Genomic DNA, 15295 nt, shown 5'->3' with positions numbered 1-15295 from the left:
CGGCCCCGCCTCAGCCGCGGTCGGGCGGCAGGGCCCGGCACAGGGCTGCCAGGGCGGCGCCGTACGCGCGCTCGGGCGGGGTGGCGTAGCCCACCACCAGGCCGTGGGTGGCGGGTGCCGCGGCCGCCGGGTGGCGGAAGGCGGCGAGGCCGTCGACGGCGAGCCCCAGCCGGGCCGCCGCCGCGAGGGCGCCGGCCTCGGTGCCGGCGGGCAGCCGCAGGACGGCGTGCAGCCCGGCCGCGATCCCGGTGACCTCGATGTGCGGTGCGTGCGCGGCGAGCGCCGCGAGGAGCCGGTCACGGCGGTGCCGGTAGCGCTGCCGCATCCGGCGCACATGGCGGTCGTAGAGGCCGGACGCGAGGAACTCGGCCAGGGTCAGCTGGTCCAGGGTGCCGGCCCAGGCCTCGCGTTGCCCCTTGGTCGCCAGGACGGGCCCGACCAGCCGCTCCGGCAGGACCATCCAGCCCAGCCGGAGGGCCGGGGAGAGGCTCTTGCTCACCGAGCCGAGGTAGAGCACCCGCTCCGGGTCCAACCCCTGGACGGCGCCGACGGGTTCGCGGTCGTAGCGGAACTCGCCGTCGTAGTCGTCCTCCAGGAGCAGTCCGTCGCGGGTGCCGGCCCAGTCGACCGCCGCGGTACGCCGGGAGGCGTGCAGCGGCCCGCCGGTGGGGAACTGGTGCGCCGGGGTGAGCAGCACCGCCCGAAGGCCCCGGCGCGAGGCCAACTCCGCCACCCGGGCGCCCTGTTCGTCGATCTCCAGCGGTACGGTGCGCACTCCGGCCTGGGCCAGCAGGTCGCGGTGGAAGCCCAGCCCGTACGCCTCCACGGCCAACGGCCCGCGCAGGGGTCCGCGCCCGGCGCCACCGGTGCCGCCGAACAGCAGCCGCAGCGCGTGGGCGAAGCCGGAGCACAGGACGATCCGGTCCGGTGTGGTGCGTACGCCGCGGGCGCGGGCCAGGTACTCGGCGAGGGCGCGGCGCAGCTCGATCCGGCCCTGCGGGTCGCCGGGTCCGAAGGCCTCGTCGGGGGCGGCGTTCAGGGCGCGGCGGGCGGCGGCGAGCCAGGCCGTGCGGGGGAAGGAGGCGGCGTCCGGCTGGCCCTGCCGCAGGTCGTGGGCGGGGCCGGGCGCCTTCCGCGGCGCCTCGGCGGGCCGGTGGACGGGTTCGGGTGGCGCGGCGCGCTCGGCCACCCGGGTGCCGGAGCCCTGCCGGGCGGCGAGCCAGCCTTCGGCGACCAGCTCGGCGTAGGCGCCGGCGACGGTGTTGCGGGCGATCCCGAGGTCGGCGGCGAGCGAGCGGTAGGGCGGCAGCCGGGTGCCGGGGGCCAGCCTGCCCTCCCGGACCGCCTCGCGCAGGGCGCGGGTGAGGGCGGCCTGCCGGCTCCCCGGCCGGGCGAGCGTCACGTGGAGGTCGATGCCGATGCGTTCGGCGGCGTCGACCCAGGATTCGGACACGGGACCGGACCCTACCAGCGGGCCAGAGTGTCAACCAGGGTTGACAACGCCGGGGCGTCAACCTACGTTGACATCATGAGCGAGACCAAGGAGCTCGCGGCAGCCGCGAGCAGCCGCGACCCGGCCGTCGGACTGCGCGCGGTCCGCGCCCTGCGCGAACTGGCGGACCGGCTGGAGGACCTCCAGGTGGCCAACGCCCGCGGCCAGGGCTGGTCCTGGCAGGACATCGCGGTGTGCCTGGGCGTGAGCCGGCAGGCAGTCCACAAGAAGTACGCCCGACGGGGATTCCCCACGAACGAGGACGGAGGCTGAGCAATGTTCGAACGATTCACGGCTTCGGCGCGCCAGGTGGTGGTACGGGCCAGGGAGGAGGCCGCCGAGCTCGGGCACGGGCACATCGGCACCGAGCACCTGCTGCTCGCCGTCCTCGCCGACGCCGCCGAGCCGTCCGCCGCCGTCCTGGTCGACGCTGGCCTGGACCACGCCACGGCCCGCGAAGCGGTAGTGCGACTGCTGGGCGGCGGCATGGACGGGCTGGCGCTGGCCACCATCGGGGTCGACCTGGACGCCGTCCGCGAGGCCGTGGAGGCGGTCTTCGGGGAGGGTGCGCTGGACCCGCCGGCGGAGGAGCCGGCCCGGCGCCGCGGCTGGTTCCGCTCCGGGGAGGCCAAGGGCGGACGCGGCGGGCGCAGCCCGTTCACGGCCCGGGCCAGGAAGACGCTGGAGCTGTCGCTGCGGGAGTCGCTGCGCCTGGAGTCGGGCCGGATCGCCACCGGCCATCTGGTGCTGGGCCTGCTCCGCGAGGGCGAGGGCCTGGGCGCCAAGGTGATCGCGGACCACGGGCTGGACTTCGCGGCAGTCCGCAGGACCGTCGAAGCCACCCTGATCTGACCCCGGACGCCGGTCCGCCCGGCGGGGCTCGCAGCCCCTCCGGGCGGACCGGGCGGATCAGGCCGGCACGCGCTCGGGCTCGGGCTCGCGGGCGGGCGGCACCACCGGGTCGCCGCCGTGCTCGATCCGCAGCTCGGGCAGCAGGCGGTCCAGCCAGGCCGGGAGCCACCAGTTGAGCCGGCCCAGCAGGGTCATCGTGGCGGGGACCAGCACCAGGCGGACCAGGGTGGCGTCGATCAGCACCGCCACGGCCATGCCCACCCCCATCATCTTGACGGTGATGTCCGGGTCGATGGCGAAGCCGGTGAAGACCGCCACCATGATCGCGGCCGCGCTGCTGATCACGCGCCCGGTCGCCGACAGGCCGCGGACCACGCTGCCGCGCGCGTCACCGGTGGCCAGCCACTCCTCCCGGACCCGGGCGAGCAGGAACACCTCGTAGTCCATCGACAGGCCGAACAGCACGGTGAACATCAGGATCGGCACCCAGCTGGAGACCGGCACCGAGTGCGGCAGCCCGAGCGCCTTCGCGCCCGCGTCGGACTGGAAGACCGCCGTCATCACCCCGTAGGCGGCGGCCACCGAGAGCAGGTTCATCACCGCCGCCTTCACCGCGATCACCGGCGCCCGGAAGAGCACGGTGAGCAGGATCAGCGAGAGCGCGACCACGAACGGGACGACCACCCAGAGCCGGTCGGAGAGCCGCTCGGAGATGTCGGCGAAGGAGGCCACCACACCGGTCACCTCGGCGCCCGCGGGCGGCAGGAGCTCGCCGCGCATCCGGTCCAGCAGCCGGGCGGTCCGCTCGTCCTGCGGGCCGGTGGCCGGCTGCACCGACAGCACGGCGGCGTCGCCGGCCTTGTTCAGCAGCGGCGGGGCGACCGCCGCGATCCCCGGGTCGGCCGTCAACCTCTGCGTGATCGAAGGAAGTTCCGCGGCGGGGAGCCGGCGCAGGTCGACCGCGACCAGCAGCGGCCCGTTGGCCCCCGGGCCGTACGCCTCGGCCACCAGGTCGTACGCCTTGCGGGTGGTGTTGCCCTCCGCCTGGCTGCCGGCGTCCTGCGGCCAGGTGCGCATGCCCAGCATCGGGGCGGCCAGCGCCAGCAGCACCACCAGGGAGGCCAGCGCGGCGGCGGCCGGACGGCGGCCGATCAGCCGCGCCCAGCGCTCGGTCCTGGTCGGCCCGGCGCTCTCCGCCGGCACCGGGTCGCGGCGCTCGGCGCGACGCAGCAGCCGCGGCCCGGCCAGCGAGCAGAGCGCCGGCACCAGGGTCAGCGAGGCCAGCATCACGGCGCCGACCACGACGAAGGTCGCGTAGCCGAACGAGGAGTAGGTGGGCAGCCCGGCCAGCTTGAGGCCGAACAGCGACACCAGCACGGTGGAGCCCGCGACCACCACCGAGGAGCCCGCCGTCGCGGTGGCCTCGGCCGCCGCCGCCTGCCGGGTCAGCCCCTTGCGCAGGCCCTCCACGTGGCGGCTCACCAGGAGCAGCGCGTAGTCGATGCCGACCCCCAGGCCGACCATGCTGGCCACCGTCGGCGCGGTCGGGCTGATGTCGGTGACGGCCGCCAGCAGGGTGGTCAGCGCGGTGCCCGCGCCGAGCCCGGCCAGCGCCACCACCAGCGGAAGCCCGGCCGAGACCAGGGTCCCCAGCGAGAGCACCAGGACGATCAGCGCGGCCACGATGCCGATGATCTCGGCGGTGCCGTCGGGGGCGGCGAAGTTCTCCGGCAGCTGGCCGCCGAACTCGACCTCCAGGCCCGCGTCCTGCGCCGGGCGGGCCGCCTCGCGCAGCGCGTCCAGGCCCTCGGAGCCCTCGAACGCGGTCACCGGTATCAGGTAGTTGACGGCCAGCAGGGCCGTGTCACCGCCGGCGGAGAAGACCGGCGGGGCCACCGGGCCCGCGCCGCGGACCCCGCCGATCCGGCTGCTCACCTCGGCCAGGACCGACTCCGGGACGCGCTGCCCGGTGCGGTCGTGGACGACCACCCGGGCGCTCGCCCCGGACATCTCCGGGAAGCGCTCGCGGAGCAGGTCGAGTCCGGCGGTGGAGCGGGTGCCGGGCACCCGGTAGTCGTCGCGAGGGGAGCCGCCGAAGGCGGTGGCAAGCCCGAACAGGGCGGCGAGGAGCAGCACCCAGCCGAGCACGGTGTGCCAGGGTCTGGCGGCTGCGGCGCCGCCGAGGCGGCCGAGGAGGGAGGACATGACGGGCCTTTCGGCTGGTCCGGTGCAGGAGACCTGCTCAGCGTGGCCGGTCGGGCTTGGAGTCGACTTGGCGGGCACTTGGAGAGCGGTGCGGGGCCGGACCTGCGTCCCGCAGGCAGGTTAGAGGTCCGGGCCGAGTTCCGCCAGAGCCCGGAGGGCCTCGGCCTCCCAGTGCGGGGCCTCCCACCGCCGGGCCACCTCGGCGGCGGCCCGGAAGTGTTCGGCCGCCTCGGCCGCCAGCCCCAGGTACCGGGCCAGTTCGCCGCGGACCAGAGCCACCGGGCGCAGCGCGATCGAGGTGCTGGCGGCCCCTGCCACCAGGTGCTCCAGCTCGGCGAGTTCCGCCAGGAGTGCGGCCGCCTCGGCCCGCTCGTCCAGGGCGATCACCGCCATGGCCCGCAGCGCCAGGAAGAAGGAGCGGTAGTAGTCGAGCGTGATCGGACGCCCGGGGGTGCGCGCCGCCCGGGCCTCCTCGATCCGGCCGTCCTGGGCCAGCGCGAGCGCGAGGGCGTCGTCGACCAGCGGGCCGTAGATCGCGGCCGCGGCCCGGACCAGCGGCAGTTCGTCGCGCAGCCGGCCGCCCTGGATCGCCAGGGTGAGCCGGTAGACCGCGTCGAACCCGTCCGCGTGCAGCGACCCGCGCGAGCGCAGACCGTCCACCGCCCGCACGTACAGCGCCTCGGCCTCGGCCGGGCGGCCCGCGATCAGCGCCATCATGCCCTGCTGGCACAGCCCGACGTCGACCAGCTCGGGCAGCCCGTACGCCTCGGCGATCCGCAGGCCGGCGTCGATGTGGGCCCGCAGACCGGGCAGGTCGGCCCGGACGGCGGCCGCGGTGGCGTGCAGGTGCTCGGCGTGCCAGCGGTACGCGGGAAGGTCGAACTCCTGGGCCAGCTCGATGAGTTCGTCGGCGATCTCGGTGCGCAGGTCCAGGTCGTGCTCGTAGTCGTGCACCCGGGCCTGGGCGGCCAGCGCGCGGGCGAGCAGCCGGGGGTCGCCGACCTCGCGGGCGATCCGGACCGCCTCCGCCCCGGCCTCCCGCCCGCCGTGCGAGCCGCTGCAGTCGAGTTCGTAGGTGAGCGCGTCCAGCAGCCGGCAGCGGGTGACCGGCGGCAGGTCGTCCCGGCGCAGCAGGGCGGTGAGCGCGTCGATCGCGAGCTGGTCGACCGAGCCGTAGGGGTGTGCCACCCAGGGGGTCGGCTCGGTCCAGGCCGTCCAGGCCTCGATCAGCAGGTCCTCGCGGCCGCTCTCCCGGGCGAGGCCGACGGCGGCCGACCTGGTGGCCAGCGCGGCCGCGACGGCGCCGGCCCTGACCTGGGCCCGCAGCAGCGCGCCGAGCAGGGCGAGCCGCCGGGCCGGGCGGTCGTCGGCGCCTTCGGGTACCAGGTCCAGCGCGTCCAGGGCCTGCCGGAGCAGCGCGGCGCAGTTCTCGTGCGCGTACCGGCGCTCGGCGGCCTCGGCGGCCCGGACACAGTGGTCGACGGCCGGTTCGGCGGTGGCCGCGGAGGCGGTCCGGGAGTAGTGGTGGGCGAGCGCGGTCAGCCGGTCGGGGTGCAGGGTGCTCAGCGCCTCGGCGACCCGGCCGTGCAGCCTGGTGCGGCGCAGCGAGCTCAGGTCGGCGTAGAGGGTGTCGCGGACCAGGGCGTGGATGAACCGGACGGTGCCCGGGCGCGGTTCGGTGAGCAGGCCGCCGACCAGGGCCGCTTCCAGGGAGTCGAGCAGCCGCTCCTCGCTCTGGCCGGAGGCGGCGAGCAGCAGGTCCACCTCGGCCTCCCGGCCGACCACCGCGGCCAGCCGCAGCACCTCGACGGTGGCCCCGGGCAGCCGGGAGAACCGCCTGCGCAGCACGTCCCGGACGCCCTGCGGCACCTCCTGGACGGCGACCAGCGCGCCTTCCCCGGCGAGCAGTTGGGCGCTCTCCAGCAGGTAGAACGGGTTGCCTCCGGTGCGTTCGGCGAGCGCCCGGACGGTGCGCGGGTCGACCTCCGCCGAGCAGACCGACTCGATCAGCCGGCCGGCCTCCTCCTCCGCCAGGCCGGCCAGCGGCAGCCGGTACGGCGACCTGCGGGCCAGCACGGCCAGGATGTCGGTGAGTTCACCCTCCCCCGGGCGGTGCGCCACCACCAGCAGCAGGCCGGGCAGTTGGGCGGCGGCCAGCGCGGCGAGCAGGGCGCGGGTCTCCTGGTCGGCCTCGTGCAGGTCGTCCAGGAGGACGGCGACGGGCCGCTCGGCCGCCACCCGGCGCAGCCAGTCCTCGACGGCCCGGTGCAGGCGGAAGCGGCCGACCAGGGCGTCGGCGGGCTCGCCGCCGGCCGGGTGGGGCGGTTCACCGCCGAGCAGCGGGGCCAGCCGGCGGGCCACGACGTGCGGGAGGTGGGTCTGGGCGGCCAGCTCGCGCAGCGCCTCGGTCCAGGCCCAGGCCGGTGGCGCACCCTCGGTCTCGGGGCAGCGCCCGCCGGCCACCAGCCAGCCGGCGCTGCGGAGTTCACCGCGCAGCCGGCCCAGCAGGGTGGACTTTCCGGCGCCCGCCTCGCCGCTGACGACCGCCACCGCGTGTCCCTCGGCCTCGACCTCCCGGGCCGCCCGGCGCAGCGCGCCGAGCTCCTCCTCGCGGCCGACGAACAGCGGGCTGGGCGGGCCGTTCCCGCACCGGCCGCCGGCGCGCGGGGCCGGCTGGAGGGCGGCCGGCGTGGCCGGGGCGGGCGGCAGCAGGTCCGCGCGCTGGGTCAGGATGGCCGCCTCCAGGTCGACCAGTGCCGGGTGCGGGTCGAGGCCGAGCTCCTCGGTCAGCAGTGCCCGGGCGCTGCGCAGCGCGTCCAGGGCCTCGGCCTGCCGGCCCGCGCCCCACAGGGCGAGCGCGAGCAGCCGCCGGCCCTCCTCGCGCAGCGGGTACTCCTCGACCAGCGCCCTGGCGCCCGGGACGGCGTCCCCGGGACGGCCTTCGGCGAGTGCCGCCTCGACCGCCAACTCGCGAGCAGAGATGTGCAGTTCGCCGAGCCTGGCGATCTCGGTCAGGGCCCACGGCTGGTCCGCGAACTCGGCCAGCGCGGGGCCGCGCCACAGCTCCAGGGCGGCGTCGACCGAGTGGGAGAGCGGCTTCGCCCAGTTCTCCGCCACCTTCGCGGCGAACGGCAGCAGCCCCCGGGCCTCCCGGACGCCGGACTCGAACTCCCACGCGTCCACGGCGGGAGCCGCGAGATCCAGCGCGTACCCCGGGGCCCGGCTGACCAGCAGCCTGGCCGGTTCGCGCGGGCCGCGGCCGGGCTCCAGCAGGCGCCGCAGGTTCGACACGTAGGCCTGCAGCGAGGCGGCGGCCTTCGCGGGCGGGCGCCCGCTCCACAGGTCCTCGATCAGGCGGTCGACCGGGACCACCTCGCCGCGGGCCACCAGCAGCCGGGCCAGCACCGCGCGCTGCCGGGGGCCGCCGAGCGCGACCGGGCGCCCGTCGACCAGGGCCGTCAGCGGGCCGAGCACCGTGAGGGCGACCCGCTCGGCACCGTCCCCCGGGCCGGGCAGGGCTGCTCCGTGCACGGACGCCGAAGCTCCGCCGCCGTACCGCACCTGCCCTCCTCGCGCCCGCCGTTCCGGGGTCGTGACGAGCCTATGCGATCGGCCCGGGTGCGTTCGACGAGGCCGCCGGGGGTGCGGGCCGGCCGCGCAGCAGGACCACCGAGAGCGGGACGAACCCGCCCGCGCCGCCGTCCGTCCCCCCGCCCGAGGTGCGGCGCAGCATCGCCAGGGCGATCCGCTCGCCCTGCTCCTTGGCCCGGTCCGCCACCGGCCCCCGGTACAGCCCGTCCACGCTCGCCCGCCACAGCTGGACCCAGCGCCCGAAGTGCTCGGCGGTCATCGGCCGCTGCCGGTGCAGGCCGGCGTGCGGGGCGAAGGCGTCGCGCCGGTACTCGGCGCTGCGCAACAGCGCGCGTTCCCAGAAGTCGGTGATGTGCGGGAGGTGCGCCTCCAGGTCCAGGCCGGCGATCTCGGTGAAGAACGGGCCGATCAGCGGGTCGGCGAAGGCGGCCCCGTAGAAGCGCCGGAGCAGGCGGTCGAGGTCCGCCCGGTCGGTGATGTCGGGGCACATCGGCGGCTCCTCTCCCGGTGGTTCCCTCTCCCGGCCAGCCTACGTCCCACCGTGCGGACGACGCAGGCGTCACAGGCCCCGCCCGGCGGCCACCGCCTGGCAGGATGCTCCCCATGAGCTATCTCGCCGCCGACGACCGCTACCGCTCGATGACCTACCGCCGCGCCGGACGCAGCGGGGTGCAGCTGCCCGCCGTCTCGCTCGGCCTCTGGCACAACTTCGGGGACACCCAGCCGCTGGAGGTCCAGCGCGCGGTGCTGCGCAGAGCCTTCGACCGCGGTATCACCCACTTCGACCTGGCCAACAACTACGGCCCGCCGTACGGCAGCGCCGAGGCGAACTTCGGCACGCTGTTCGCCCAGGACTTCCGGCCGTACCGGGACGAGCTGTTCATCGCCTCGAAGGCCGGCTACGACATGTGGCCCGGCCCGTACGGCGACGGCGGCTCGCGCAAGTACCTGCTGGCCAGCCTGGACCAGTCGCTGAGCCGGATGGGCCTGGACTACGTGGACGTGTTCTACTCGCACCGCCACGACCCCGACACCCCCCTGGAGGAGACCATGGGGGCGCTGGACACGGCGGTGCGCTCGGGTCGCGCGCTGTACGCGGGCATCTCCAACTACTCGGCGGAGCAGCACCGCGAGGCGGTCGCGATCCTGCGCGAGCTGGGCACCCCGATGCTGCTCAACCAGGCGAGCTACTCGATCCTCAACCGCAGGCCCGACGAGGAGGGCCTGCTGACCGCCGTGGGTGACACCCGGACCAGCCTGATCGCCTACTCCCCGCTGGCCCAGGGCCTGCTGACGGACCGCTACCTCAGCGGCGAGGTGCCGGCCGGTTCGCGGATGTCGGTCGGCCACTTCCTGAAGGAGGAGGCGCTGACCGGCGCGAAGCTGGAGCAGCTGCGCGCGCTGAACAAGGTGGCGGAGCAGCGCGGCCAGAGTCTGGCGCAGCTGGCGCTGTCCTGGGTGCTGCGCGACCCGCGGGTGGTGTCGGTGATCGTGGGTGCCAGCAGCGCCGCCCAACTCGACCAGAACATCGACGCGTTGAACGGTGCGCCGCTGACCGACGAGGAGCTGGCGGAGATCGACCTGCTCAGCCGCTGAGGCCGGTCCGACGCGTCGGGGGGCGGGCCGGTGCGGCCCGCCCCCCGACGTTCGGTCAGGCCGCTGCCGGGGAGTACTTGTAGCCGACCCGACGGACCGTCACGATGGAGTCGCGGTAGGCCGCCCCGAGCTTGCGGCGCAGCCGCGCCACGTGCACGTCGACCGTCCGGCCGTCGCCGACGTGGCCGTAGCCCCAGACGGCGGAGACCAGGTGGTCGCGGGTGTGCACCCGGTGCGGGTGCTGGGTGAGGTGGGCCAGCAGCTCGAACTCCAGGTAGGTGAGGTCGAGCAGTTTGCCGTCGACGTAGGCGTTGCGCCGGTCCGGGTCGACGCTGATGCCGCGGCCGGAGGGCACCGCGGCGGGCCGGGCCGGGGCGGCGGGAGCCGGCGCCGGCTGCTCCGGCTCGGCCGGGACCAGGACCAGGTAGCCGACCAGCGGGTGCCCGGCGGCGGCGCCCAGCTGGGCGCCGTACTGGGCGAGCAGGCTCTGCGGGAGCGCGGACTGCGGGAGCGCCGCGACCAGCGCGCCCTCCGGCAGACCGGCCAGGCCGGCCAGAGCGACCGGTGCGGCGGGTGTGGCGGGGCGGGTCGGATGGACGGGCTCGCGCCGACGGTCGGCGCTCGACGGGACGGACCGGACCGCGCGCAGGTGCGGGGTCGCGGAGGGAACGGGCAGGGTGGCCGTGGAAGAAGACATGGTGCCGCTCTTTCGCGCGTGACGACTGGGGTGGAAGCGTCTGCGCGTCGAACCGGGCCGTGCGGGCGGAGCTGACGGAACGTCAGGCCGCGGAGCGCCGGGACGCGCGAGGCGAACCCGGACACGTCTGGTCGAAGAGGTGCGGCTGTCGGGACGGCCAGAACGGCTCAAGGTCGAAACGACCCTCAGCGCTGTCCTCGACAAGATTCATGGGGCTATTCAACCAGACGAACGCGTCCTTGCGCCCCATCAGATCGGACCTCACCCGGTGGCGTCCCTTTTCGCCCGGTCCGGCCGGATAACCGGGCCGGGCGGTCACCCGCGGGCGGCCCGGACCCGGTCGGCGGCGTGCTCGACCAGCCGGATCAGCAGCTCCTTGCCGTCCTCGCGGCTGCGGGCGTCGCAGAGCAGCACGGGCACCTCGGGGTCGAGGTCGAGCGCCGTCCGGACGTCGTCGGGCGCGTAGGACTCGGTGCCCTCGAAGCAGTTCACCGCGACCACGAAGGGGATCCGGCGCCGCTCGAAGAAGTCGACCGAGGGGAAGCAGTCGGCCAGCCGGCGGGTGTCGGCCAGGACCAGGGCGCCGAGCGCCCCGCGGGCCAGCTCGTCCCAGACGAACCAGAACCGGTCCTGGCCGGGCGTGCCGAACAGGTAGAGCGCGAGGCCGGGCCGCAGGTCGATCCGGCCGAAGTCCATGGCGACGGTGGTGGTGCGCTTGGCCTCCACCCCGTGGGTGTCGTCGACCGGGCGGCCGAGCTCGCTCAGCTGCTCCTCGGTGCGCAGCGGCCGGATCTCGCTGACCGCGCCGACCAGGGTGGTCTTGCCGACGCCGAAGCCGCCGGCCACCAGGATCTTCAGCGCGGCGCTCCCCCAGGGCCCCTGGGGGGCCGGGGTGGGCCCGGTGGCCGGGGCGGGGGCTGTCTCAGAGTGCGCGGAGGCCATTGATCACGTCTCGCAGCAGGCGCTCGTCCGGGAGATGGGCGAGCTGGACGGGTCGGGTGACGTCGACGAGCCGGGCGTCGTTCAGGTCGCCGAGCAGGACCCGTACGACACTGACCGGCAGGTCGGTGTAGGAGCCGAGTTCCGCGACGCTCAGCGGCTCGTCGCGGCAGAGCGCCAGGATGGCGTGGTGCTCCGGTGCCAGCGGGTGGTCGACGGCGGCCTGCTCGGCCCCGCTGACCGCGGTGACCAGGGAGATCAGGTCGAACAGGCCGTCGTCGGCGGGCCTGGCCCGGCCCCCGGTCATCGAGAACAGCCGCACCACCGGGCCCGCGTCGTCGTCGAACCAGCGGTCGTCCACGGGAGTGCGGGGCGCGAACAGGTCGAGCGCGGGCTCGGTGGCGGCGTCCTCGGTGCTCATCGGTCCCTCATCTCCCGGGCGGAGCGGGCTCGGTGCGCGGCTCGGCGGAGAGGTGCTCGCCGACCCGCTTCACCAGCAGGGCCATCTCGTAGGCGATCTGGCCGACGTCGGACTCGGCGTCGGCCAGTACGGCCAGGCAGCTGCCGTCGCCGGCGGCGGTGATGAACAGGAAGGCCTCGTCCAGCTCGACCATCGTCTGCCGGACGCCACCGACCTGGAAGTGCCGGCCGGCGCCCTTGGCCAGGCTGTGGAAGCCGGCCGCCACGGCGGCCAGGTGCTCGGCGTCCTCGCGGCCGAGGCCGCTGGACACCCCGGTGGCCAGCCCGTCGCTGGAGAGGATCACCGCATGCCTCAGGGTCGCCACCCGGCCGACCAGTTCGTCCAGGAGCCAGTCGAGGTCCCCGGACGGCTGTGCTGTTGCGGTCATGATTCGGTTCCTTCCGCCGGTGCGGATTGTGCGGGTGCTGCGGGAGCAGGTGCTACGGGCTGTGCGGATGCTACGGGTTGTGCCGATTCCGTGGGCGGCGTGGGGGCCGCGGGTGGAGCGGGTTCGGACGGCTGGGGGGCCGCCCGGGTGGGGGCCGCCGGGAGCGCGTACGGCACGGGGGCCGAGGGGAGCGCGATCCGGAGCCTGGGCGGGCCGGGCACCCGCTCGGGGGGCTGGGCCGACCGGTCGGCGGGAGCTGCGCCGGCCGGCTCGGGCTGCTCGCGGACGACCGTCAGGGAGGCCGGCTGCAACCGGTCGCCGCGGCCGCGCTGGAAGCCCCGCTGGAAGGAGGCGAAGGTGGCCCTGGCCTCCTCCGGCGAGCGCTCACGGGCCGGCTCGGCCGGCTCCGCGGTGGCTGCCTGGTCCTTCAACTGCGGTGCCAGGTTCGCCTGTCGGACCCGCCGCGGCAGCAGGCCGCCGGCCACCGGCGGGGCGGCGTGCGCGGGGCTGGTGGGTACCGGGCGCTCCTCGACCGGGCTGTCCGCGCGGCGGTGGCGGCCGCCGGATCCGTCCGGGACCAGGACCGGGCCGCCGGCCGCCCGGCGCCGCGGCAGGCCGCCGGGGGTGCTGGCGGGCTGGACGGGCGAGGGCTTGGGTCCGCCGGCCCGGCGGGGCGCGGAGCGGACCGGCTCGTCGGCGCCGAGCGGGGCCGCCGCGGCCCGGCCGTGTCCGCCGTCGCCGACCGGGGCCGCCGCCACCGGCTGGGCCGGCACCTGGTCGACCGAGAGCTCCGTCGCCTCGGCCAGCAGTTCGCGCGGGATCAGCACCACGGCCGAGGTGCCGCCGTACGGCGAGGGGCGCAGGTGCACCCGGATGCCGTGCCGCCGGGCCAGCCGGCTGACCACGAACAGCCCGAGCCGGTCGGTGTCGGCGAGGTCGAACTCCTGCTCCACCGCGAGCCGCTGGTTGATCTCCTGGAGGGCCTGTTCGCTGAGGCCGAGTCCGCGGTCGTCGATCTCCAGGCAGAAGCCGTGCGCGACCACCTCGCCCTGCACCGTCACCTGGGTGTGCGGCGGGGAGAACACCGCGGCGTTCTCGACCAGCTCGGCGATCAGGTGGGTGACGTCGGCGACCGAGCTGCCCAGCAGGCCGGTGCCCGGGAACGGGCGGACGATCACCCGGGCGTAGTCCTCGACCTCGCCGACGGCGGCCCGCACCACGTCCACCATCCGCACCGGCTTGCGCCAGGCCCGGCCGGGCGAGCCACCGGAGAGGATGATCAGACCCTCGGAGTGCCGCCGCATGCGGGTGGTCAGGTGGTCCAGCCGGAACAGGTCCTCCAGCTCCGCCGGGTCCTCGGTGCGCCGCTCCATGGTGTCCAGCAGGGTGAGCTGGCGGTGCAGCAGCACCTGGCTGCGGCGGGCGAGGTTGACGAAGACCGCGGAGACGCCGCGGCGCAGCTCGGCCTGCTCGACCGCGGCCTCGACGGCGACCCGCTGGACCTCGTTGAAGGCCCGGCCGACCTGGCCGATCTCGGCGTTGCCGAAGTTGAGCTGCAGCACCTCGGAGGCGGTGTCCACGCTCTCGCCGCGGCGCAGCCGGAGCATCACCGAGGGCAGCCGGTTGCCGGACATGTCGAGTGCGGCGTTGCGCAGCGAGACCAGCTCGCGGGCGAGCTTACGGCCGATCCGGTAGGAGATGAGGATCGAGGCGACCACGGCGGCCAGGCCGACGGCACCGGCGATGCCGCCGCGCAGCAGCGAGTTGATCGCGTAGGACCTGGCGCGGTCGCTGTTGGCGGCGTCCAGCCGGCTGTTCAGGCTGGCGAGGTCGGCCAGCACCCGGTCGGCGTTCTCGTGCCAGGGGTCGTCGGTGTTGCTCTTGACCTCGTGGATCCGGCTGTCGGCCTCCTCGAAGGCGCGTTCCGCGCGGGCCAGGGTGGTCCAGTCGATGCCGCCCTGCAGGACGCGGAAGTCGCCCTGGTCCTGGGGGTCCAGCTCGGGCAGGTAGATCCGGTACAGCGCCTGCTGGCTGTGCTGGTAGTCCAGGGCCGCCTGTACCTTGCGGTCGTCCGGGGCCGCGGTGAGCTGGAGCGCCTCCATCGCGACCGCTTCCTGGGAGAGGAACTCGCGGGCGCGGGTCAGCTCCACCAGGACGGTGCCCTGGCGGGCGAGCGGGCCGGCCTGGGTGGCGACGAAGGAGGACCGGAAGGTGAAGACCGGCTGGACCAGGCCGCCGTAGTCCGTGATGACGGTCTCCCAGCCGTCCCGGCCCTGGTTCGCGCGGCTGCGGATACCGGCCAGTTGCTCGGACACGCTCAGCACGTCGCGGAACTTGCGCTGCTGGTCGCTGTCGAGCTTGGCGGCGTCGGCGCCGTCGACCATGGAGCGCAGCAGCTGGAGATCGCGGTCGGTGGCGGCCTGGGCCGCCTGGTAGGAGTCCGCGGTGGTCCTGGAGCCGCGGTCGGCCACCCGCATCACGGCGGCCCAGCGCTCGGCCTGCAGGTCGCGGACGTACTGGTCGGAGGGGCTGCCGAACGCCTTGTAGGTGGCGTTGACGTCGAGCTGCCCCCAGACGTCCCAGGTGGTGACGAGTGTCGCGTACACCCACAACCCGGTCAGCGCCACGATGGGCACCATGAGCAGCGCGATGATCCTCGCGCGGATCGAGCTGCTGCGCAGACGCATGGGGTCCTCGGGAGGGGTGGGCCAGGCGCGGACAGGGGGTGCGGACGGGCGGCCTCGGGCCGCCACGTGAGGCGGGTGGGGTCGGTCCGGCGACAAGGCCGGGCCGTTGGATCTGCGTGAGCTTACTACTCCCTGACCACCTGTTCGAAGGGTGAATATCCATTGCTTTCGCGGCTGTCCGGATCATCCATATTTTTCCTTTGATGGCGTGTTCGACCTGCTGCGCTCCGACGGGCTTCGGAGGTTGGCACGTGCCGATCCCGATCAGGTCGGCGGCACCTCTGGGCAGCGATCCGGCGATCCGGTAACTTCGCTGCAGTCCGCCCCCCGGCCGACCCCTGGCCCACCCCGGGGCGGCCGACCGCTCGGACCATCGGATCGGGGGCAG

At 75.4% G+C, this 15295-nt stretch carries 12 protein-coding genes; 3 read left to right on the top strand and 9 right to left on the bottom strand.

Features of this window, described 5'->3' with window-relative positions; all coding sequences use genetic code 11:
• Window positions 1-10: 10 nt before the first annotated feature.
• Entirely contained in the window at window positions 11-1453 is a 1443-nt protein-coding gene (locus OG871_RS29360; RefSeq protein ID WP_371500893.1) for a PLP-dependent aminotransferase family protein, read from the bottom strand.
• Between the two features lie 75 nt (window positions 1454-1528).
• On the opposite strand from OG871_RS29360, the gene OG871_RS29355 reads away from it, so the two are divergent.
• Window positions 1529-1765 (top strand): RNA polymerase subunit sigma-70, encoded by a 237-nt coding sequence (locus tag OG871_RS29355; RefSeq protein WP_371500892.1) that lies wholly within the window; start codon window positions 1529-1531, stop codon window positions 1763-1765.
• A 3-nt stretch (window positions 1766-1768) separates the two neighbouring features.
• Window positions 1769-2344: a Clp protease N-terminal domain-containing protein gene (locus tag OG871_RS29350; protein WP_371500891.1), complete on the top strand. Its 576-nt coding sequence runs from the start codon at window positions 1769-1771 to the stop codon at window positions 2342-2344.
• 57 nt (window positions 2345-2401) lie between these two features.
• Here the strand turns inward: OG871_RS29350 and OG871_RS29345 are convergent, their stop codons facing one another.
• From OG871_RS29345 to OG871_RS29335, 3 genes are all read right to left on the bottom strand, one after another.
• Complete coding sequence (locus OG871_RS29345) at window positions 2402-4549, bottom strand: MMPL family transporter (protein WP_371500889.1); 2148 nt, start codon at window positions 4547-4549, stop codon at window positions 2402-2404.
• A 120-nt stretch (window positions 4550-4669) separates the two neighbouring features.
• A complete protein-coding gene (locus OG871_RS29340) occupies window positions 4670-8080 on the bottom strand; it encodes a BTAD domain-containing putative transcriptional regulator (protein ID WP_371500887.1) in 3411 nt (1136 codons plus the stop codon).
• A gap of 70 nt (window positions 8081-8150) precedes the next feature.
• Entirely contained in the window at window positions 8151-8630 is a 480-nt protein-coding gene (locus OG871_RS29335; RefSeq protein WP_371500885.1) for a group III truncated hemoglobin, read from the bottom strand.
• Window positions 8631-8743: 113 nt separating this feature from the next.
• On the opposite strand from OG871_RS29335, the gene mgrA reads away from it, so the two are divergent.
• Window positions 8744-9736 (top strand): L-glyceraldehyde 3-phosphate reductase, encoded by a 993-nt coding sequence (gene mgrA, locus OG871_RS29330; RefSeq protein ID WP_371500884.1) that lies wholly within the window; start codon window positions 8744-8746, stop codon window positions 9734-9736.
• Window positions 9737-9791: 55 nt separating this feature from the next.
• On the opposite strand, the gene OG871_RS29325 is transcribed toward mgrA, so the two are convergent.
• The 5 genes from OG871_RS29325 to OG871_RS29305 all read right to left on the bottom strand — a co-directional run bounded on the left by OG871_RS29325 (window position 9792) and on the right by OG871_RS29305 (window position 14907).
• Entirely contained in the window at window positions 9792-10433 is a 642-nt protein-coding gene (locus OG871_RS29325) for a winged helix-turn-helix domain-containing protein (RefSeq protein ID WP_371500882.1), read from the bottom strand.
• Between the two features lie 315 nt (window positions 10434-10748).
• The gene (locus tag OG871_RS29320; protein WP_371500880.1) at window positions 10749-11375 is read right to left on the bottom strand and encodes an ATP/GTP-binding protein; all 627 of its coding nucleotides are present in this window, start codon (window positions 11373-11375) and stop codon (window positions 10749-10751) included.
• Window positions 11356-11793, bottom strand: coding sequence for a DUF742 domain-containing protein (locus tag OG871_RS29315; protein ID WP_371500879.1), 438 nt, complete (start codon window positions 11791-11793; stop codon window positions 11356-11358). The genes OG871_RS29320 and OG871_RS29315 overlap by 20 nt, the downstream gene beginning before the upstream one ends.
• A 7-nt stretch (window positions 11794-11800) precedes the next feature.
• Window positions 11801-12220 carry a roadblock/LC7 domain-containing protein gene (locus OG871_RS29310; RefSeq protein WP_371500876.1) on the bottom strand — a complete coding sequence of 140 codons (420 nt, stop codon included), beginning with the start codon at window positions 12218-12220 and terminating at the stop codon, window positions 11801-11803.
• On the bottom strand, window positions 12217-14907 hold the full coding sequence (locus tag OG871_RS29305; protein ID WP_371500874.1) for a nitrate- and nitrite sensing domain-containing protein: 2691 nt from the start codon (window positions 14905-14907) through the stop codon (window positions 12217-12219). Before OG871_RS29305 ends, OG871_RS29310 begins: the two co-directional genes overlap by 4 nt.
• Window positions 14908-15295: the final 388 nt, after the last annotated feature.

The sequence above is a fragment of the Kitasatospora sp. NBC_00374 genome, from assembly GCF_041434935.1.
Taxonomy (GTDB): Bacteria; Actinomycetota; Actinomycetes; order Streptomycetales; family Streptomycetaceae; genus Kitasatospora.
Note: the sequence above shows the minus strand (reverse complement) of the source record. Positions and strands in the feature narration are given on the sequence as shown.

Bases quoted from the DNA above. Each gene is read 5' to 3' on its own strand.
- OG871_RS29305 (WP_371500874.1), bottom strand. From the start codon at position 14,907: ATGCGTCTGCGCAGCAGCTCGATCCGCGCGAGGATCATCGCGCTGCTC.
- OG871_RS29325 (WP_371500882.1), bottom strand. From the start codon at position 10,433: ATGTCTTCTTCCACGGCCACCCTGCCCGTTCCCTCCGCGACCCCGCAC.
- OG871_RS29320 (WP_371500880.1), bottom strand. From the start codon at position 11,375: ATGGCCTCCGCGCACTCTGAGACAGCCCCCGCCCCGGCCACCGGGCCC.
- OG871_RS29315 (WP_371500879.1), bottom strand. From the start codon at position 11,793: ATGAGCACCGAGGACGCCGCCACCGAGCCCGCGCTCGACCTGTTCGCG.
- OG871_RS29335 (WP_371500885.1), bottom strand. From the start codon at position 8,630: ATGTGCCCCGACATCACCGACCGGGCGGACCTCGACCGCCTGCTCCGG.
- mgrA (WP_371500884.1), top strand. From the start codon at position 8,744: ATGAGCTATCTCGCCGCCGACGACCGCTACCGCTCGATGACCTACCGC.
- OG871_RS29350 (WP_371500891.1), top strand. From the start codon at position 1,769: ATGTTCGAACGATTCACGGCTTCGGCGCGCCAGGTGGTGGTACGGGCC.
- OG871_RS29355 (WP_371500892.1), top strand. From the start codon at position 1,529: ATGAGCGAGACCAAGGAGCTCGCGGCAGCCGCGAGCAGCCGCGACCCG.
- OG871_RS29345 (WP_371500889.1), bottom strand. From the start codon at position 4,549: ATGTCCTCCCTCCTCGGCCGCCTCGGCGGCGCCGCAGCCGCCAGACCC.
- OG871_RS29310 (WP_371500876.1), bottom strand. From the start codon at position 12,220: ATGACCGCAACAGCACAGCCGTCCGGGGACCTCGACTGGCTCCTGGAC.